Below are 20,028 nucleotides of genomic sequence, written 5' to 3'. Positions count from 1 at the left end.
GCATATTTGTATAAAATAAATTTGATACAATGAGAAAACTCTATGCATTATTATTACTTGTATCTCTCAATCAGGTAGTAATGGCTCAAAATGCAGTCACACTTGAAGATTGTGAGAGCCAGTTTCTTAAAAACAACCTTTTTTTACTGGCTTCGCATTATAATATTGATGCATCAAAAGCGCTGACAATCCAGTCCCGTATCTGGGAAAACCCCACCATTACCGCAGAATTAAATGCTTATAACCCCGAAAGGAATCAATATTTTGATATTGGTAAACAAGGACAAAAAGCATTTGGTATTGAACAGCTTATTTATCTTGGCGGCAAAAAACGCAATGAAATCAAAATCGCAAAAACTAACGAACAGCTGGCAGAACTTCAGTTTAACGATTTACTAAGAACATTAAAATTACAGCTTAGACAAAGTTTTTACACAGTTTATTACAACACCAAAAGTCTTGAAACAACTGATAAACAGATTGCTCACATCGAAGACTTAATTAATTCCTATTCTATTCAGGCTCAAAAGGGAAATATTCCGCTTAGGGATGTTGTGCGTTTGCAAACGCTGTATCTCAACTTCAAAAATGAGCGAATGGAAGTCGTGAACAACAATATTGAAGAACAGGCAAATTTGAGACTTCTTTTAAATTCTACCGAAATGATAGTCCCAAAAGTTTATGATAATGAATTCACTAAATATTTAAAAGCTATTCCTTTTGATTTAAAAGCTTTAGAAAGCGATGCGATTGCCAACAGACCTGATTATCTGGCTAAACAAAAAGAAATTGAAGCCAATGAGCTAACCGTAAAATGGCAAAAATCTCTTTCTGTTCCTGATATAACCCTTGGCGCAAACTATGATCAGCGAAGCGGTGCTTTTAACAGAGAAGCCAATGTTTCAGTCGGGATTCCGCTGCCACTTTGGAACAAAAATAAAGGAAATATAAAATATGCCCAGACAGTTTTAGCACAATCTAAAGTTGAAAAACAGAATTTCGAACTGCAATTACAGACAGAAATTACATCGGCCTGGAATAAATGGGAAGAATCCCGTAAAAATTATGCTGTAATCAAACCAACAGTAAATGCTGATTTTGAAGCTGTTTACAACGGAATACTGACCAATTTTCAAAAAAGAAACATCAGTCTGCTTGAGTTTACAGATTTCATGGAAAGTTACAACCAGGCCAATATTCAGGTTAATGAATTAAAGAAAAAGCTGGCCTTATCCGGCGAAGAGTTAAACAGTACTATCAACAAGGATTTATTTTAAAACTAAATAATAATGAAACATATACTAATTATAGGAGCTGCAATTGTAAGTTTATCTGTTACAAGCTGCAAAAAGGAGGTAGAAAATCCGGAAACCAACAGTACCTTTTCGCTGAGTGACAGCATGCTTAAAACAACAAGCACTGCTGAAGCTAAGACAGAACCGGTAAAAAACGAACTGACTTTTTTTGGAAAAATCATAGCGGATAACAATAAAATGATTGACGTTTACCCGCTTGTAGGCGGAAGTGTTATTAAAGTAAATGTCGAATTAGGAGATTATGTTCGAAAAGGACAAATTCTGGCTACTATAAAAAGTACAGATATCGCCGATTTCGAAAAACAATCCATCGATGCCAAAAGCGATTTGCTGGTTGCTAAAAACAATTTAAAAGTGGCGCAGGAATTATTTGATGGAAAACTAAATTCTGAAAGCGATGTTCTTCAGGCAAAATCTGAGGTTAATAAAGCACAATCTCAGCTAAGTAAAATTCAGGAAACTTACAAAATCTACAATATAAAAGCAGGTTCTATTTACGAAGTTACAGCACCAATCAGCGGGTTTATTATTCAAAAAAGCATTAACCAGGATATGCTTTTACGTTCTGACCGTTCTGAAAATATTTTTGATATTGCCGAAATCAGTGAAGTATGGGCCATGGCCAATATTAATGAAATTGATATTAACAAGGTAAAATTAGGTATCGATGCCAATGTTACGACTTTAAGTTATCCGGATAAAGTTTTTAAAGGTAAAGTAGATAAGATATTCAACGTTATCGATCCAGAAACTAAAGCCATGCAGGCACGTATAAAACTTCAAAATTCAGATTTTTTACTGAAACCGGACATGAATGCCAATATCAAACTGTCTTATAATGAAAAAAACGAATCGATGATTGCTATTCCAAGCAAAGCGATCGTATTTGATAAAAGCAAAAACTTTGTAATGATATTTAAAGACCGTCATAATATCGAAACCAGACAGGTCGAAGTTTACAGAGTTGTGGGAGATACTACTTATATCTCAAGCGGTTTAAAAGAAAATGAAAAAGTAATTACCAACAACCAATTATTTATTTACCGCGCTTTAAACGATTAAGATATGAACAAATTTATACGTAGTATAATTGCTTTTTCGCTTAAGAATAAAGCATTTACCTTTTTTTGGGTTGGAATGTTGGCTGTTGCGGGATTCATTTCTTTTAAACACATGCCAATCGACGCTTTTCCGGATGTAACCAATACACAAATTATTATTATTACACAGTGGAATGGTAAAAGTGCCGAAGAAGTAGAGCGTTTTGTAACGACGCCTATCGAAATTTCGATGAATTCCGTACAAAAGAAAACGAGTGTACGAAGCATTACCATGTTTGGTCTATCGGTTATCAAAATCATTTTTGATGATGGTGTCGACGATACTTTTGCACGTTTTCAGGTCAATAATTTATTAAAGAATGTTACTCTTCCGGATGAAGTAGAACCAGACGTACAGCCTCCTTACGGACCTACAGGCGAGATTTTCAGATACATTGTAAAAAGCGACAGCAGAGACAGCCGCGAATTACTTACCTATCAAAACTGGGTAATTGACAAACAGCTTCGTGCTGTTCCCGGAGTAGCTGATCTGAATGTTTTTGGTGGACAGACTAAAACCTACGAAGTTGGGGTCGACCCAATAAAACTGGCTAAATACAACATTACACCTTTACAGGTTTATAATGCCATCGACGCCGGAAACTTAAATGTGGGTGGTGATATTATCGAAAAAAACGGACAAGCATTCGTAGTTCGCGGTGTTGGTCTTTTAAAATCCAGAACCGATATCGAAAACATTATTGTAGATGATGCCGGCGGCAATCCGATTTTGGTTAAAAACCTGGCCGATGTTTATGAAAGTTCAATGCCTCGTGTAGGGCAAACCGGAATTGGCAATAACGACGATGCTGTAGAAGGAATTGTGGTAATGCGAAAAGGCGAAAATGCCAAAGAAACTTTAGCTTTAATAAAAGATAAAATTAAAGAGTTAAATGAAACTGTACTTCCAAAGGACATTAAAATAGAAACTTTTTATGATCGCGATAATCTGATGAATTTCACGACTGATACGGTAATGCATAATCTCTTCGAAGGAATTATTCTGGTTACCTGTGTAGTATTTCTTTTTATGGCCGACTGGAGAACGACTTTTACCGTTTCGATTGTAATTCCGCTTTCTTTATTATTTGCATTCCTGTGTTTAAAAATGATGGGAATGAGCGCCAACTTACTGAGTTTAGGAGCAGTCGATTTCGGGATCATCATTGATGGTGCGGTAGTAATGGTCGAAGGATTATTTGTTGTACTGGATCATCGGGCGCATCAGCTGGGAATGACAGCTTACAATAAAATTGCAAAAGGAAGTATTATTAAAAAAACAGGGACAGAAATGGGTAAAGCCATCTTTTTCTCGAAACTGATAATTATTACAGCTTTACTTCCAATATTTTCTTTTCAGAAAGTAGAAGGAAAGATGTTCTCTCCGCTTGCCTTCACCCTTGGTTTTGCCTTAATGGGAGCCCTTCTGTTCACTTTAACTTTAGTTCCTGTATTATCACATATTTTATTAAATAAAAATGTTAGGGAAAAAAATAACCCGTTTGTGAATTTTTGGGATAAAATTGTAGCAAAAGGATTTGCGTGGACCTTCAGGCATAAGATACAAACATTAGCGGCGTCTACAGGAATTATTGCTGCTGTATTCTTTTCTGCAACCTTTTTAGGAACAGAATTTTTGCCACAGCTGAATGAAGGTGCTTTATGGGTTACTGCCGAATTACCTATGAGTACGTCGCTGCCAGAAAGTGTCAAGACAGCAGCAATGATTAGAAAAGATCTGGAAACTTTTCCGGAAGTGAAAAAAGTATTATCCCAAACCGGAAGAAGTAATGATGGAACAGACCCAAATGGTTTTGGATTTATCCAGCTGCAGGTTGATTTAAAACCAAAAGCCGACTGGACGAGAAAAATTTCTATGGATGAGCTGGTGAATGAAATGGACGAAAAATTAAAAGTCCACCAGGGAATTACCTATAATTATTCGCAGCCGGTAATTGACAACGTTGCCGAATCCGTAGCGGGTTTTAAAGCCTCAAATGCTGTTAAAATTTACGGAGATGATTTAGATAAACTGGATGAATTATCGAATGAAGTTCTGGCAAAAATCAAAAATATTCCAGGAATCAAAGATATTGGTATCCTAAGAAATGTTGGACAGCCGGAAATCAGCGTAATTCTGGATCGCGAAAGAATGGCGGCTTACGGAGTTACTCTTAGCGACGCGCAGGCTGTTCTGGAGCTGGCTTTTGGAGGAAAAACGGCTACTCAGAAATATGAGGATGAAAAGAAATTTGATGTCAGAGTTCGTTTCTCCAAAGAATACCGTAAAGATGAAGAAGATCTGGCCGAACTAAAAGTGCCGACAATCAGCGGTGCCAAAATTCCGCTTAAAGAAATCTGCGAGATCAAAACCGTAACAGGACCGGCATTTATTTACAGAGATAATACAAAACGTTTTATTGGTGTAAAATTCTCTGTTCGTGATCGTGATTTAGGAAGCACCATTGCAGAAGCACAATCAAAAGTAGCTGAAGTAAAAATGCCTCCCGGATATACTACAGGCTGGACAGGTGAATTTGAAAATCAGGTTCGTGCCAGTGCGCGTCTGGCTCAGGTAGTGCCAATCAGCTTAATAGGAATATTTGTTTTACTGTTTATATTGTTTGGAAATTTCAAAGACTCGCTGCTTGTTTTAGCCAATGTGCCTTTTGCTATAATAGGCGGTATTATAGCACTTCATCTAACAGGAATGAATTTCGGAATTTCAGCTGGAGTTGGTTTTATTGCTTTATTAGGAATTTGTATTCAGAATGGTGTAATTCTTATATCTGAATTTCATCATAATCTCAAAGCAAAATTCGGACTTGAAGAATCGGTTTTAATGGGAGTCAAAGCACGAACACGTGCTGTAGTCATGACTGCCCTTATGGCTTCTATAGGTTTACTTCCTGCTGCAATCTCAACCGGAATTGGGTCTGAATCTCAAAAACCGCTGGCTATTGTAATTATTGGGGGATTAATAACAGCAACCATTCTGACCTTATTGGTATTCCCTATTCTATTCTGGGTTTTCAATCGCAAAAAACATGAAGCAATTGAATAATCCATTCATACGATAAATTAATTGGTTATTAGATTAATTTGGTTAAGAAAGAAAAAGCATCATTTGCCATAATGATGCTTTTTTGATTTTTAGGTTACAAAAAAAGGTCTTCTGTTTAGAAGACCTTTTATATATACTAATTCAAAGTTTAAAAACGATTATTTCAAATCTTTTAAAATCGCGATTGCATCAGCTGCATTTGATAATTGTGCGTATTTTAAAGCTGTATATCCTTTTTCGTTTTTATCGTATGGACGAGCACCTGCTGCCAGTAAAACTTTGATAATTTCTACTTTGTTGTAACGTGCTGCTACCATTAATGGAGACATATCATCCGATTTCTCGTTTACGTTCGCCCCGTATTCAATAAACTTTTTAACTATTTCGATATCTCCTTTACTAACTGCAACGTTTAAAGGAGTTGCATCGTAAGCCGCAACAATAACATCATTGCTAATAACCATTTTGTGATTTGAAGCCATAGAAACATTTGTGAATGCTAATAAAGCCAGGCCTAAAAAAATAACTGAATTTTTCATAATGATTGGGTTTGTTAATTGATTGATAAATATTTGATTGATAATTGATCTTTAAATCTTCTACAAATGTAAATTAAAATTAAGTATTATGTATTACAAAGTACCATGTTTTAACTAACTCTTAACGTTCTGTTAATAATTTACAAGTAACTTGCCTCATAAAATCTTAATTCACTATAAAAGACGTTACAAATGTATAAATGTTACACGAAATGAAATATTTTTTCAAATTAATACCCTAAAATTTTAAGAAAATTGACCAACAATACTGTAATGTTTTAACGCCAGAAAAATACTATATATAAAAAAGGCAGATTTAAGTCACTAAAATTTAACATTTTTGGTTCAGTTTGTGAATTTATCATTAAAATTAACTTTTTTTAAGAAAAATTTAAAAGTAAGAAATATCGTAAAGAAAATCGAAATAGTATACGCAAAAACAGCCAGATTTTGGCACTAAAACGTTCTCACAGCTGCTTGTAGTTTAAATTTACGACTGTAAATATTCTTTAGATTTTTTTCAAATAAAGTATAGGAATCGTCATAAAATTTCTGGAAATCGGGAGCGCTTAATTGTCCCGGAAATGGTGCATAAAAATGTGAAGAACTTTTACTGTCATTACGCCAGACAAGCACGTAACACAATTCTAATTTTTCTTGTTTCAGGGTTTTCAGCAGTACTTCTGTCCACCAGACCGGATTTGGAACAGATTCCAAACCTGTTTCTGTAAAAGCGGCCAGCTTATTCTTTTTTATACCGATGTTCGAAATAATTTTAAGTTTTTTAACTCCGCTATCTAAATCATATTTGCCGTCACGGCCAAAATCGCCATAATCATCCATTCCGAATACATCCACATACTGATCTCCGGGATAGCGCTCCAGATATTCGTCTTCTGAATTAAATCTGTTATCAGGAGAAAATGCATAAATAAAATTATGAACACCCAATGTATCTTTTAGATAGGAAACTGTAAACTGCCAAACGTCTATAAAATCTTCTCTCGAAGTATATTTTTTGCCCCACCAGAACCAGTCACCGTCAAATTCGTGAAATGGTCTGAAAATCATCGGAACCAGTTTATTGTCTTTGGCTTTTACAGAATGAGCAAAATCAGCAATTGTTTTTAAAATTTCTTTGTACTGTTCATGATGAGAACCACCTTTTTTAATGAGAGACATGGCAGGAACAGAAATAGAATCTTTCCAGTAAAAACCGCCGCCAGAAGCCGGATTGTTAAAATGCCAGGAAATTGTGGTAATGCCGCCACGCTCGTAGGTATCAACAACATTTTTTTGCAATACTTCTTTTGCTCTCTCAATTTCAGATTGGGAACGTCCTGAAAAATCGCTGAAATCAATTCCTACAACCGCAGGATGTGAACCTGTTACAAGTTTAACATCAGATTTATCAGCCTCACCGGTCCAGCCATGTCCGTATTCTAAAGCATGCTGATGACCAAACAGAATATGATTTTTTGAAATCATTTTTAGATTTCGATACAGGTTTTGCGTTTCTTTTGTCGCTTTTTTATCAATTTGTGCAAAAAGAAAATGTCCTGCTGATATACATACAATCAGCAGGACATTTTTGTTAGTTTTAAAATTCATGGTTTAAATAGTTAGTTTAAACCCGAAAAATACTATTTTGAAGAAAGGTATTCTAATACGTTTTTATCAATACGTTGGTCAATATTGTCAATATCGGCCTTTACAAATTTTTCACCTAAAATATTCTCGTACAATTCGATATATCTTTCAGAAACCGATTCTATATAAGCATCTGTCATATCCGGAATCTGCTGTCCTTCCTGTCCCTGAAAACCGTTTTCGATCAGCCAGCGGCGAACAAATTCTTTAGACAATTGTTTCTGCTCCTCTCCTTTTGCCTGTCTTTCAGCATATCCTTCAGCGTAGAAATAACGTGAAGAATCAGGAGTGTGGATTTCATCAATTAAAACGATAACACCGTCTTTTGTTTTTCCGAATTCGTATTTTGTATCAACTAAAATTAAACCGCGTCCAGCCGCAATTTCAGTTCCTCTCTGGAATAAAGCTCTTGTATATTTTTCAAGTATAAGGTAATCTTCTTCTGAAACAATTCCTTTAGACAAAATATCTTCGCGGGAAATATCTTCATCATGAGAACCATTATCTGCTTTTGTGGTAGGCGTAATAATTGGTTCCGGGAATTTATCGTTTTCTTTTAAACCTTTGGCCATTGTAACACCGCAGATTTGTTTTCTTCCCGCCGCATACTCACGAGCTGCATGTCCGGAAAGATAACCGCGAATTACCATTTCTACCTTAAAAGGCTCACATAAATGTCCAACAGCAACGTTTGGGTCCGGAGTTGCAATCAGCCAGTTTGGCACAATATCCTGCGTTAACTCCATAAATTTAGTCGCAATCTGGTTTAAGATCTGACCTTTATACGGAATTCCTTTTGGTAAAACCACATCAAACGCCGAAAGTCTGTCAGTCGCTACCATTACCAAAAGTTCATCATTTATGTTGTAAACTTCTCTAACTTTTCCGCGGTAAACTGTTTTCTGGTTTGGGAAATTAAAATTTGTGGTTGTGATTGTATTGCTCATTTTTAGTTGTGTTGTTTTTTATGAATGCAAATTTAAAATTATTTCAGATAGTTACACCATGAATTTTTTAAGATTCCAAAATAAAAAATCCCTGAATGAATCACTCAGGGATTTAGATTTTCTAAAATATTTACCAAAATTAACCTGCTGCTAATTCTTTATCTAAAATTTTTGATGCAATATATTTTGCCACGCCGTCTTCGGCATTAGTCTGAATTACTTCTAAATCCGGCAGTGTTTCCTTTAATATTGCAGGGGCGTTACCCATAATCAAACCTTTTCCAGATGCCGAAAGCATTTGTACATCGTTGAATCCGTCTCCAAAAGAAACAGCCTGAGAAAGCGTAAATCCTTCTCTTTCCAAAACTCTTTCAATTGCCACTGCTTTATCTATAGATTTATCCATAAATTCAAGACAAGTAGGCAGACTAAAAGCGTGATGCAGATGTTCTGATGAATTGGCTAAAACCTGATCTTTTAATTTTACTAATTTTTCATGATTCTGGCATGAAAAGAAAATTTTAATAGCTCCAAAATCTTCCAGCGCTTTATAATCAACCAATTCCGGTTTGTATCGTAATTCATGCTGAAAAGAATTCAGTCTTTCGTTTACTCTGTTCGTCTGCCACACATCTTCTTTAAACAAAACCACTGTAATTTCAGGATCTATTTCAACATTCAGAGCTGCCTTTACAACGTCGCTGTTTAAGTTGAAGGCAAAAAGTTCTTCCTGTTCTGGAGAATGGATTCTGGCTCCGTTTGAACTAACTAAATAAACCGGAACTTCAAGTGTTTCGATAATAGCCATGGCATCAAGATGATGACGTCCTGTAGCTACAACAATAAGATAATTTTGATTGTGAAGTTCCTGAAAAATTGATTTTGTGTATTCTGATATTCTGTGCTCTGGGTTAAGCAAGGTCCCGTCAAGATCACTCACCACCACTTTCATATTTTTAAGTTTAGTCATATTAATAATCAAATTTTTATGATGTGCAAATTTACGCATTTACGACCGGAAGACCAAAGTTTGATCATCCCGAAAGCCTTAAATAAAGCAAGTTTATTAATTATTTAACAAAAAATTCAATTAATATCTATTTCTGTGATTTGCCTGTTAATTATGCTTTTTAAATTGTAATACGTTGAAAAATAAAAAATAGTTTACTTAAATTTATATATAAATAAAGGAGAATTATCTCTCAAAACAAGATCGCTTTTAAGTTTGTAAGGGGAAATATTCTGCTAAATAACAAATACTAAATTTTTAAAGCATGAAAATAACAACAATTAAATTATTGGTTTTAAGCATTGTTTTCGGAGCTGTTTCTTGTTCCTCAAACGATACTAATGAAGAAGAAAACACAAATGTTTCAGAGCAGGAATTATATGATTCTTATGTAGATGCCGCAATGCAGAAATCTATTAATGAATTAGGAATCACCATTCATAAGGGAAATAAACCGCCAACAGTAGAAGGTGTTTATGCTATAGAACCCTTTTTCTGCGAAAATTCAAATTTTACAGATCCGGCAAAGGGAAGTAATTTTGGTGCTTCTACTCTAACACTTTCCAATCAGAATACAGCCAGATTAAGCATCGATCTCAAAAACCTTTTAGTGTATTTAAACGGAAACAGAAATGAAACCTGGGAAGGTTTAGGCTCATTTATATCAGGCGAAGGGAATAAGTTCTCTATTTTCCTTCATAGTAACGGAGAAATAGATTACGGGACTTACATTGCCAAATATCAAAACCTTATTATTCTTTCCGGTGAACTCGATGTTCAGGACAACAGCATCAAAGGAATCAAAAATTTACAAATGGCTTCAATAATGCATGACGACTACAAGGACCCGAATAACTCTTTAATAGAAATTGGACAAGGACGTCTGTTTACTAATACCTATGCGGGTATAAAGTAAATTAAAAACTAAAAAAATATTCGTTTTGTATTTTAACCTAATAGAAAAAATACAAAACGAATACTATTTAAACGCTAAAACACAATTCACGATTTACATTTAGCTTTTTACTTAAAATTAATCGTGATTTTCAATTTGTTTATAAGCATCAATTACTTTTTTCACCAATCGGTGGCGTACGATATCTTTATCATCGAGATAGATGATTCCGATTCCTTCTATGTCTTTCAGAACCAGAAGCGCTTCTTTAAGCCCCGAAATCGTTCGGCGTGGTAAATCTACCTGCCCCGGATCACCTGTAATCATGAATTTGGCATTTTTACCCATACGGGTCAAAAACATTTTCATCTGCGAATGTGTGGTGTTTTGAGCTTCATCAAGAATTACAAAAGCATTGTCAAGTGTACGCCCGCGCATAAAAGCTAAAGGCGCAATCTGAATAATCCCTTTTAAGATATAATCTTCTAATTTTTCATTCGGAATCATATCTCGCAATGCATCATAAAGCGGCTGCATATAAGGATCCAGTTTTTCTTTCATATCTCCTGGCAGAAATCCAAGGTTCTCCCCTGCTTCAACTGCCGGACGTGTTAATATGATTCTTTTTACTTCTTTATCCTTCAGCATTTTAACTGCCATCGCAACACCCGTGTAGGTTTTTCCCGTTCCGGCCGGACCTACTGCAAAAACCATATCATTTTTTTTAATAGTGTCAACCAGTAACTGCTGGTTAGGCGTCATGGCTTTTACTATTTTACCGCCAACCCCGTGAACTAATATTTTGTCATGATCGTATGCTCTTTTTTCGTCCTGACCATCACTCATTATTACGCGTTCGATTACATTATCGTCAATATTGTTATATCGGGTAAAATGGAGCATTAATCTTTGAAATCTTTTTTCGAATTCATCTAAGACTTCTTTTTCGCCAAATGCCTTCAAAGTAGTCCCTCGCGCTACGATTTTAAGCTTCGGGTAATACTTTTTGATTATTTCTAAATGGCTGTCCTGAGCGCCCCAAAACTCTTTAGGAGCGATGTCTATTAGCTCGATTATTCTTTCGTTCAAATGAAGTAGTTTTTAAATTAAATTTCAGTTATTTATATAATTGACTGTCGGGTATTTTTTTTACTATTCAGTGGTTCGTTTTTAGCATTCCGTTTTCATTTTTTTTTACGTGTATAAACACTGCTTCAAACTGAGACTCTAAAATGCGGTGGCAAACTAAACACTGATCACTAACACAAACACTTAACTTTAAAAAACACAAATTGTCTTTTGTTTCTTTCAATTTGCATTTACTATTATTAGCTTTGCATTTCTCAAATTTAATGAAAATTAGATTTAAATACTATCAATAGTTATAAACAAAATTATGTCAATAATTACCCTTACTACAGACTACGGCTTGAAGGACCACTTTGTTGGTTCGCTAAAGGGTAAAATTCTATCTGAATATTCAGAGGTTCAAATCATTGACATTTCTCATGACATCGATCCCTTTAATACTGCAGAGGCTAGTTATGTTATTGGCGCTTCATACTTAAGTTTTCCTAAAGGCACTGTTCATCTTATTGGTGTCGATATTGAGCGCAACAAAGAAAACCAGCACATCGCCATGCAGTGGAATGACCACTATTTTATCTGCGCCGATAATGGAATTTTAAGTATGCTTACGCAGAAAATTATGCCCCAGAAAATTGTCGCTATTAATATTCATGACCGTTTCCCTATTGAATCTACAGATCTGGATATTTTTATTCAGGTGGCGTGTCATTTGGCAAAAGGCGGTCTGTTGAACGTTATAGGAAAAGAAATCCCTGCGGTTAAAGAAGCAACCGAACTGCAGGCTGTTGTGGCTGATGACGGAAATTCGATAAAAGGATATGTTATATATATTGACCATTTTGGAAACGTGGTAACGAATATTTCAAAAAAGCAATTTTTAGAAATTTCACGAGGGCGTCCGTATGAAATTGTCATGAAACCAAAAAGCATCAAGACGATCCTGCCAAATTATTCAGCTATTGCAACTTCAGACAAATATCCTATTAAAACCTATGAAGGCGAGAAACTGGCTATTTTTAACGAAGCCGGATTTTTAGAAATTGCCATCTTCAGGAGTAATCCTTCAAAAGTAGGTTCTGCAAACAGTCTGCTTGGATTAAATTACCGTGACGTGATTACGATTAAGTTCTCGTAAATATAAATTTTAAGAGCTTAAACTGCAGATTTTAGATTTTATTTGCTAAAGATTTGGAATTTCTGCATTACAAATTTTATTTTTTCATAAAAACAGTACTTTTGCACTCCTTAGAGATAAATTATTTAACCGCAAAGTTCACAAAGAATAGATTAATAAGGTTTTATAAAGAAACTAAGCTGAAAGAAAACCTGAAACAAAATAATAAAGAATGAAATCAATCATTTTAAGAGAAATAAAATCCTTTTTTGGCTCGCCGATCGGGTATTTGGTTATTGCTGTATTTTTAATCAGCAGCGGACTTTTTTTATGGGTATTTGAAGGCGATTATAATATCCTGAACAGCGGTTTTGCCGATCTTACTCCGTTTTTTACCCTGGCTCCATGGATTTTAATTTTCCTGATTCCTGCCGTAACCATGAGAAGTTTTTCTGACGAAAGAAAACAAGGAACTCTGGAATTGCTTTTAACCAAACCATTATCTGTCTGGGAAATTGTAAACGGAAAATTCTTCGGATCTTTTCTTTTGATTATTCTGGCTATCCTGCCAACCTTAATTTATGTAAAAGTTATTTCTGATTTAGGTTCACCAGAAGGCAATATCGATATGGGAAGCACAATTGGTTCGTATTTTGGATTATTATTTTTAATTGCTTCTTATTCCGCAATTGGAATCTTTACTTCTACACTTTCAGAAAATCAGATTGTTGCTTTTATTATTGCTGTTTTTCTGTGTTTTATCTTTTATTTTGGATTTGAAGGCCTATCAACTTTAATTCCGGGACAATCGGGTATTATTTCTTCATTAGGAATGCAGTATCATTTTAAAAGTATGAGCCGTGGTGTAATTGATACAAGAGATATTATTTATTTTTTAAGCATCAGCATCGCATTTTTATCATTTACCGTTTATCAATTAAAATCTTTTAAAGCGTAATGAAAACATCTAATAAATTGAATTTAAAAACATTAGGTATTACAATTTTAATTTTAATTGTTTTAAATGTACTGGGAAGCTTTCTTTTTCACCGTTTTGACTTAACCAAAGACAAACGATATACCTTATCGCAAACTTCCCTGCAAATCCTGCAGCAGGTTAAAAACCCGTTATCGATTAAGATTTACATGCAGGGTGATCTTCCTTCTGATTTCAGACGTTTACAGCAGGAAACCAAACAATTACTGGAAGAATTTCAGGCTTACAACAGCAATATTAATTTCGAATTCGTGAATCCGCTGGAGAACGAAGAGGAAAGTATGGACATGATAAAATCTTTGTACAGCAAAGGTCTTACTCCTGTTAACATTACCGTTGACGATAAAGGAAAACAATCTCAGGCAATGGTTTTTCCTTGGGCAATAGCAGTTTACAACAATAAAGAGGTTAATATTCCGCTGCTAAAAAATATTATGGGAGCTTCAACTACCCAAAAAGTAATGGGTTCTATACAGCACTTAGAATATTCAATTGCTGATGCTATAAACAAAGTTGCCAAAGACAGACAAAAGAAAGTGGCTATCATTAAAGGAAACGGTGAATTATCTGAACGGTATGTCGGCAACTTATTAAGACAAATCAAAGAAAGCTATTACATCGGACCTTTTACATTAGATTCAGTTGCTAAAGACCCAAATGGAACTTTAGATGCGCTTAAAAAATACGATCTGGCTATCATTTCAAAACCTACAGAAGCTTTCTCTGATGAGGAAAAAGAAGTTTTGGACCAGTTTATCATAAATGGCGGCAAAACCTTATGGATGATCGATCAGGTTGCCGCGGATATGGATAGTTTATACAATGATACCGGAGCAATTCTGGCTTATCCCAGAGATTTAAATTTAAATGATATGTTCTTCAAATACGGATTTAGGATTAATCCTGATTTAGTAAAAGATGAACAAGGCAGTCCTTTAAAACTGGCGACAGGAGAACAAGGAAGCGCAACGCAATACCAGCAGTTTATCTGGAAGTTTTCACCGCTTGTCGTGCCGGTGAGCCAGCATCCTATTGTAAAAAATCTGGGTTATATCAAATTTGACTTTGCGAACCCAATTGATACATTGAAAAACGGGATTAAAAAAACGGTTCTAGTTCAATCTTCACCGTATTCAAAGAAAATTGGAACGCCTCATGAAGTCAATCTGAACATGGTAACAGAAGAAACTACCAAAGAGGATTATCTGAACAAAGGAAACCTGGTTCTTTCTCTTTTACTGGAAGGGAATTTTCACTCGGCTTTTGAAAACCGTATTCTGCCGTTTAAAGAAAGTTCTTTTCAGGCGAAAGGAAAACCAACTAAAATGATTGTAGTTGCCGATGGTGATATTGCCAGAAATCAGGTAGACAAAAACGGAATGCCGGTTGAACTGGGCTATGACCAAAGAACAGGAAACCTTTATGACAACAAGGATTTCATGATGAATTGCGTGAATTACCTTCTTGATGACACCGGACTTATTAACATTAGAAGCAAAGATGTTGAACTGCCTTTGTTAGATAAAGAAAAAGTTTACGAAGATTATACTGTAATACAATTCATAACTATCGGGCTTCCAATTCTTATTCTACTGATATTCGGGGTATTATTTACTTTTATCAGAAAAAAGAAATACAGCAGACAGATGTTAATAAAAAATTTGCGAAACTAAGAATGTTTACGATATATTTGTAAAACCTTACTTAGTTGCAGAAAAACTGAGAGAAAGAGCAAAAAATAAAACAAAAGACGATGAAATTTATAGTATCGAGTTCGTACTTATTAAAACAATTACAAGTTTTAGGCAGCGTTATTAACAGCAGCAATACGCTTCCTATTTTAGATAACTTTTTATTTGAACTAGACAATAATGAGTTGACAGTTTCGGCTTCAGATCTTGAAACTACCATGTCTGCTACATTATCAATCGATTCTACAAGTAAAGGAAGCGTTGCTGTACCTGCAAAACTTTTACTTGAAATTTTAAAAACTTTTCCTGAACAGCCTTTAACTTTTACTGTTGAAGACAACAATACGGTTGAGATTAGTTCTAACTCTGGTAAATATGCTTTAGCATATGCTGCCGGTGAGGAATTCCCTAAATCGGTAAATCTTGAAGAACCATCTGTAACTTTAGTTCCTGCTGATGTTTTGGCAACTGCTGTAAGCAAAACTATTTTTGCTGCCGGAAACGATGATTTACGTCCGGTTATGTCAGGAGTTTTCTTCCAGTTTTCGCCAGAAGGATTAACTTTTGTTGCTACAGATGCTCACAAACTGGTAAAATACGCCCGTGCAGATGTTAAAGCATCTCAGGTTGCTGATTTCATTATGCCAAAAAAACCTTTAAATATCTTAAAAGGTATTTTAGGTTCATCTGATGCTGAAGTAAAAATTGAATACAACGATTCAAATGCGACTTTCTCATTTGACAATTATATCTTAATGTGTCGTTTAATCGACGGGAAATACCCTAATTACGAAGCAGTAATTCCTAAAGAAAATCCAAACAAATTAATGATCGACCGTTCTTTATTTTTAAGTTCTGTTCGCCGTGTTGCGATTTTCTCTAATAAAACCACACACCAGATTCGTTTAAAAATTGCAGGGGCTGAACTAAATGTTTCTGCAGAAGACATCGATTACTCAAACAAAGCAGAGGAAAGACTAACTTGTGATTATCAGGGTGATGATTTGCAAATTGGTTTTAACTCACGTTTCTTAATCGAGATGCTGACCAACTTACAATCAGATATCATCATGTTAGAAATGTCATTGCCTAACAGAGCCGGAATCTTAACTCCTGCTGATGGTCTTGAAGAAGGCGAAAGCGTAACAATGCTTGTAATGCCCGTAATGTTAAATAGTTAACATCAAAACTTCTTTTTGTTACAGGGATTTTTTTTAGTTTCGAATTAAAGACATATCATTGTAAAAAAAATAATATCGCTATTAACCAACCATTTTTTATACCTAGAAACCGCAATTCTTTCTGAGAATTGCGGTTTTTTAGTTTGTATGATTTTTTTTTCAAGTTTCAGGTTTCAAGTTTCAAGTTTCAGGTTTCAGGTTGATACCTTTTGGTTTTCTTACCGCAAAGACACAAAGTTTTACGCGAAGTTCGCAAAGTTTCTACTCAAAGCTTTGCGAACTTTGCGGTTAATCCAACAACCTGAAACCTGAAACCTGAAACCTGAAACTTTGAAACAAAAATTGTTATCTTTACGATATGAAAATAGAAATTTGGTCGGACATCATGTGTCCGTTTTGTTATATCGGAAAAAGACAATTGGAAACCGCTTTAAAAGAGTTTCCTGAAAACGAATTTGAAATCGAGTGGAAAAGTTTTCAGCTTGATCCATCTATTACGCCACAGCCCGGAAAAGACGTTTATACGTATTTAGCGGAACGAAAAGGCATGACAGTGGAACAATCTAAAGAAATGCATAAAGGTGTCACAGAGCGCGCAAAAAGCGTTGGTCTGGATTATAATTTTGACAAAGCTGTTATTTCAAATTCTTTTACAGCACACCGAATCATTCAATTGGCAAAAACTAAAAAATTAGGCGACGAAATAGAAGAAATTTTCTTTAAAGCTTATTTTACTGAAGGAAGAGACCTGAATGACGGTCCAACGTTAATCGAACTGGCAGAAAAAGCAGGTTTAGAAAGGAATGAAATTCTGAACGTTTTACAAAGCGATGATTTATTTATAAAAGAAGTTCATAGTGATATTAACGAAGCACAGCAGATTGGCGTGCAGGGTGTGCCATTTTTTGTTTTTGACAGAAAGTATGCTGTTTCGGGGGCGCAGCCTGTTGAAGCTTTTGTACAAACTATAAAAGAAGGATTGAAATAATTTTAAAATATTTAAAATAAAAACAGATGAATACTGATTTATTCATCCGTTTTTATTTATTTAATCTCAAAGAGAACTTACAGCTCCCAATAAAGCAGCCGCTTCATTATCTGTAGAAATTGAAACCAAAACTCTCACGCCTGCTTCCTCTAGTACTTTGTTGAATGATGGCAGAAATAAATCTGCAGCATTTGCTATTTTTCCTCCAATAATAATATGCTCCGCCGAGAAACTTTTTATCCACGGAATCACAACCGCCGCCAGGTCTTCTCCCATTCTTTCAAATACCTGAATCGCTTTCTGATCATCATTTTTTGCCCGATCATAGAGTTCTAGACCACTATTAAGTTCAATACCGCTTAAAGATTTGTAATGCTGTAAAAGGCCTCGGGCAGAAACATAATCTTCTGCAATGCCTTCTTTGTAAGGAAGATTATAAATTTCACCATCTTTTGGAACCAAATCACCTGAACTGACTGATATCCCTTTATCAATAAAACAGGCTCCTAATCCTGTTCCTAATGTAACAGCCATTACTTTTTTAGAAAGATTTTCTTTTTGTTTAAAAACTTCCCCTTTTCCAAAACAAACAGCATCGTTTTCAAAAAGTACGGGGAAATCTTCTGAGAAGCCCAGACTTTCCAAGATCAGCTCTCTTACACTTAATCCATAAAAATGTTCGTACTTTGACTGGTCTTTAATCCAGCAGATGCCTTTTTCATAATCAAACGGTCCCGGCATACAGACCGCTATTCCGGTTATATTTTTAATATTTGCATTTTCTAATGACGTACAGATTACTTTCTTCCAGATATTCATTACTTCATGAACCGGAAGATTTGAGTTAAATGATTCTTTATACAGAGAAAAATCCAGCATTTTCATTTCTGTTTTATTAATAACTGCCGCCGTGATATGGGTTCCTCCTATATCCAGCCCAATGGCGTATGATGTATTCATTCTTCTCTGTTTTGTTTACTGATTTAAATGTTTTTATCTCTTAAAATCTGCGGATAATGCGTGCTGGTGTGCACAATCATTTCACCAAATAAAGTATTCGCCCATGCAAACCATTTACGGGTAAATTGGGCTACATCGTCTTTATGAAACGACTCGTGCATAAATCCGGTACCGGCATTGGTTTTAATTAAATTGCTGATACAGGCTTTTATTTCTTTCTCATCAACGCTTGTAATAGCTCTTAAAACAATACTCATAGGCCAGATCGTATCAACTCCGGTATGAGGACCGCCAATTCCTTCTCCGGCTTTTCCTTTATAAAAAAACGGATTATCTTCTGACAAAACTACTTTCCTTGTGTTGAGATATAATGGATCATCCGGAGCAATTGCACCCAAATAAGGCAGCGATAATAGCGAAGGAACATTGGCATCGTCCATCATGTGAAAACTGCCGTATCCGTTTACTTCAAAAGCAATAATTTTTCCGAATTTAGGATGATTTATAATTCCGTGTTCGTTTAAACCTTTCTGAACCTGATCTCTTAATTCCGTGGCTTTGGCAACTAAATTATTATCCTTTAAAGCCGGAAGGGAAAAAATTTCGATCAGATAACCCAATATTTCAATTGCAAACATATTACTCGGAATCAAATAACCAAACAAAGTCGAATCATCACTTGGTCTGAAAGTCGAAACAATTAAACCGCAGGGTTTTACCGGATAGCCGTAACCAGCGAGCGGAACTCCATCTGTAGCCCAGGCTGTCTGACGCTGAAAACTATACGGACCACCTTTTCCGTCCAGTCTTTGCTGTTCTTTAAAAGTCTGGAGAATCAAAAGCATGGCTTCTTTCCATTTTGCATCAAATAAACTTATGTCTCCTGTTTCTTTCCAGTAACCATGTGCTAATCGTACAGGATAACACAAACTGTCAATTTCCCATTTTCTTTCATGAATACCGGGCTGCATTTTAGTGAGGTCATTTTTCCATTCGCTTTCTTTAGAAAAATCTTTATAAAAAGCATTGGCATACGGATCGAGCAGAATGCATTTTGCCTGACGATTTATAACTCCTTTTACCAGTTCAGCCAGTTTTGGGTCTTCTTTTACAAAAGGTATATACGGCCAGATCTGCGCCGTACTGTCACGAAGCCACATGGCATCGATATCTCCGGTAATAACATAAGTATCCGGTTTTCCGTCAATGATTTCAAAATCGACTGTAGTATCTAATGTATTAGGAAAACAGTTTTCGAATATCCAGGCCAGTTCCGGATTGGCGATTTGTTTTTTAACACGTACGATAGCTGCTTCAATTGCTTTACTGGTAAATTTTCTTTCGGCAGCGGGAGGTCTTTTGGTAACAAAATCTTTCAACGGAAATTGAAAAATACCTGAATTAAATCCAAAAGCTTCGGTTTGCAACGCTAATAATCCTGCCGAAAAAATTCCGGCATTTTTTATAAATTTTCTACGTGACTGCATA

Annotated in this window: 16 protein-coding genes; 9 read left to right on the top strand and 7 right to left on the bottom strand. The window is 35.4% G+C overall.

Features of this window, described 5'->3' with window-relative positions; all coding sequences use genetic code 11:
• Nucleotides 1-29 precede the first annotated feature (29 nt).
• The 3 genes from OZP11_RS00845 to OZP11_RS00835 are packed head-to-tail and all read left to right on the top strand — an operon-like array spanning nt 30 to nt 5,480.
• Nucleotides 30-1,277 (top strand): TolC family protein, encoded by a 1,248-nt coding sequence (locus OZP11_RS00845; RefSeq protein ID WP_281233354.1) that lies wholly within the window; start codon nt 30-32, stop codon nt 1,275-1,277.
• Between the two features lie 12 nt (nt 1,278-1,289).
• The gene (locus OZP11_RS00840; RefSeq protein ID WP_281233353.1) at nt 1,290-2,378 is read left to right on the top strand and encodes an efflux RND transporter periplasmic adaptor subunit; all 1,089 of its coding nucleotides are present in this window, start codon (nt 1,290-1,292) and stop codon (nt 2,376-2,378) included.
• A gap of 3 nt (nt 2,379-2,381) precedes the next feature.
• A complete protein-coding gene (locus tag OZP11_RS00835; RefSeq protein ID WP_281233352.1) occupies nt 2,382-5,480 on the top strand; it encodes an efflux RND transporter permease subunit in 3,099 nt (1,032 codons plus the stop codon).
• Between the two features lie 158 nt (nt 5,481-5,638).
• Here OZP11_RS00835 and OZP11_RS00830 read toward each other — a convergent pair whose 3' ends face one another.
• The 4 genes from OZP11_RS00830 to OZP11_RS00815 form a co-directional block, all read right to left on the bottom strand.
• The gene (locus OZP11_RS00830; protein ID WP_281233351.1) at nt 5,639-6,019 is read right to left on the bottom strand and encodes an ankyrin repeat domain-containing protein; all 381 of its coding nucleotides are present in this window, start codon (nt 6,017-6,019) and stop codon (nt 5,639-5,641) included.
• A 456-nt stretch (nt 6,020-6,475) separates the two neighbouring features.
• Nucleotides 6,476-7,630 (bottom strand): glycoside hydrolase family 26 protein, encoded by a 1,155-nt coding sequence (locus OZP11_RS00825; protein WP_281233350.1) that lies wholly within the window; start codon nt 7,628-7,630, stop codon nt 6,476-6,478.
• Nucleotides 7,631-7,662: 32 nt separating this feature from the next.
• Nucleotides 7,663-8,616: a phosphoribosylaminoimidazolesuccinocarboxamide synthase gene (locus OZP11_RS00820; RefSeq protein ID WP_281233349.1), complete on the bottom strand. Its 954-nt coding sequence runs from the start codon at nt 8,614-8,616 to the stop codon at nt 7,663-7,665.
• A 139-nt stretch (nt 8,617-8,755) separates the two neighbouring features.
• Nucleotides 8,756-9,586, bottom strand: coding sequence for a Cof-type HAD-IIB family hydrolase (locus OZP11_RS00815; RefSeq protein ID WP_281233348.1), 831 nt, complete (start codon nt 9,584-9,586; stop codon nt 8,756-8,758).
• A gap of 304 nt (nt 9,587-9,890) precedes the next feature.
• On the opposite strand from OZP11_RS00815, the gene OZP11_RS00810 reads away from it, so the two are divergent.
• Complete coding sequence (locus OZP11_RS00810) at nt 9,891-10,541, top strand: hypothetical protein (RefSeq protein WP_281233347.1); 651 nt, start codon at nt 9,891-9,893, stop codon at nt 10,539-10,541.
• A 117-nt stretch (nt 10,542-10,658) separates the two neighbouring features.
• On the opposite strand, the gene OZP11_RS00805 is transcribed toward OZP11_RS00810, so the two are convergent.
• On the bottom strand, nt 10,659-11,609 hold the full coding sequence (locus OZP11_RS00805; protein ID WP_207296143.1) for a PhoH family protein: 951 nt from the start codon (nt 11,607-11,609) through the stop codon (nt 10,659-10,661).
• A 307-nt stretch (nt 11,610-11,916) separates the two neighbouring features.
• Here OZP11_RS00805 and OZP11_RS00800 point away from each other — a divergent pair, with 307 nt between their 5' ends.
• The 5 genes from OZP11_RS00800 to OZP11_RS00780 all read left to right on the top strand — a co-directional run bounded on the left by OZP11_RS00800 (nt 11,917) and on the right by OZP11_RS00780 (nt 17,580).
• Entirely contained in the window at nt 11,917-12,744 is an 828-nt protein-coding gene (locus OZP11_RS00800) for an SAM hydrolase/SAM-dependent halogenase family protein (protein WP_281233346.1), read from the top strand.
• A 211-nt stretch (nt 12,745-12,955) separates the two neighbouring features.
• Nucleotides 12,956-13,681 (top strand): gliding motility-associated ABC transporter permease subunit GldF, encoded by a 726-nt coding sequence (gene gldF / locus OZP11_RS00795; protein ID WP_281233345.1) that lies wholly within the window; start codon nt 12,956-12,958, stop codon nt 13,679-13,681.
• Nucleotides 13,681-15,393, top strand: a complete 1,713-nt coding sequence (gene gldG, locus OZP11_RS00790) for a gliding motility-associated ABC transporter substrate-binding protein GldG (RefSeq protein WP_281233344.1) — start codon at nt 13,681-13,683, stop codon at nt 15,391-15,393. Before gldF ends, gldG begins: the two co-directional genes overlap by 1 nt.
• An 80-nt stretch (nt 15,394-15,473) precedes the next feature.
• Complete coding sequence (gene dnaN / locus OZP11_RS00785) at nt 15,474-16,592, top strand: DNA polymerase III subunit beta (protein ID WP_281233343.1); 1,119 nt, start codon at nt 15,474-15,476, stop codon at nt 16,590-16,592.
• A gap of 358 nt (nt 16,593-16,950) precedes the next feature.
• Nucleotides 16,951-17,580: a DsbA family oxidoreductase gene (locus OZP11_RS00780; protein WP_281233342.1), complete on the top strand. Its 630-nt coding sequence runs from the start codon at nt 16,951-16,953 to the stop codon at nt 17,578-17,580.
• Between the two features lie 66 nt (nt 17,581-17,646).
• On the opposite strand, the gene OZP11_RS00775 is transcribed toward OZP11_RS00780, so the two are convergent.
• Nucleotides 17,647-18,540: an ROK family protein gene (locus OZP11_RS00775; protein ID WP_281233341.1), complete on the bottom strand. Its 894-nt coding sequence runs from the start codon at nt 18,538-18,540 to the stop codon at nt 17,647-17,649.
• A 23-nt stretch (nt 18,541-18,563) separates the two neighbouring features.
• Nucleotides 18,564-20,027, bottom strand: a complete 1,464-nt coding sequence (locus tag OZP11_RS00770; RefSeq protein ID WP_281233340.1) for a glycoside hydrolase family 125 protein — start codon at nt 20,025-20,027, stop codon at nt 18,564-18,566.
• Nucleotide 20,028: the final 1 nt, after the last annotated feature.

It is taken from the genome of Flavobacterium gelatinilyticum, from assembly GCF_027111295.1.
GTDB classification, from domain to species: Bacteria; Bacteroidota; Bacteroidia; order Flavobacteriales; family Flavobacteriaceae; genus Flavobacterium; species Flavobacterium gelatinilyticum.
The sequence above is the reverse complement of the archived record's forward strand: the minus strand, read 5'-3'. Positions and strand labels throughout refer to the sequence as shown.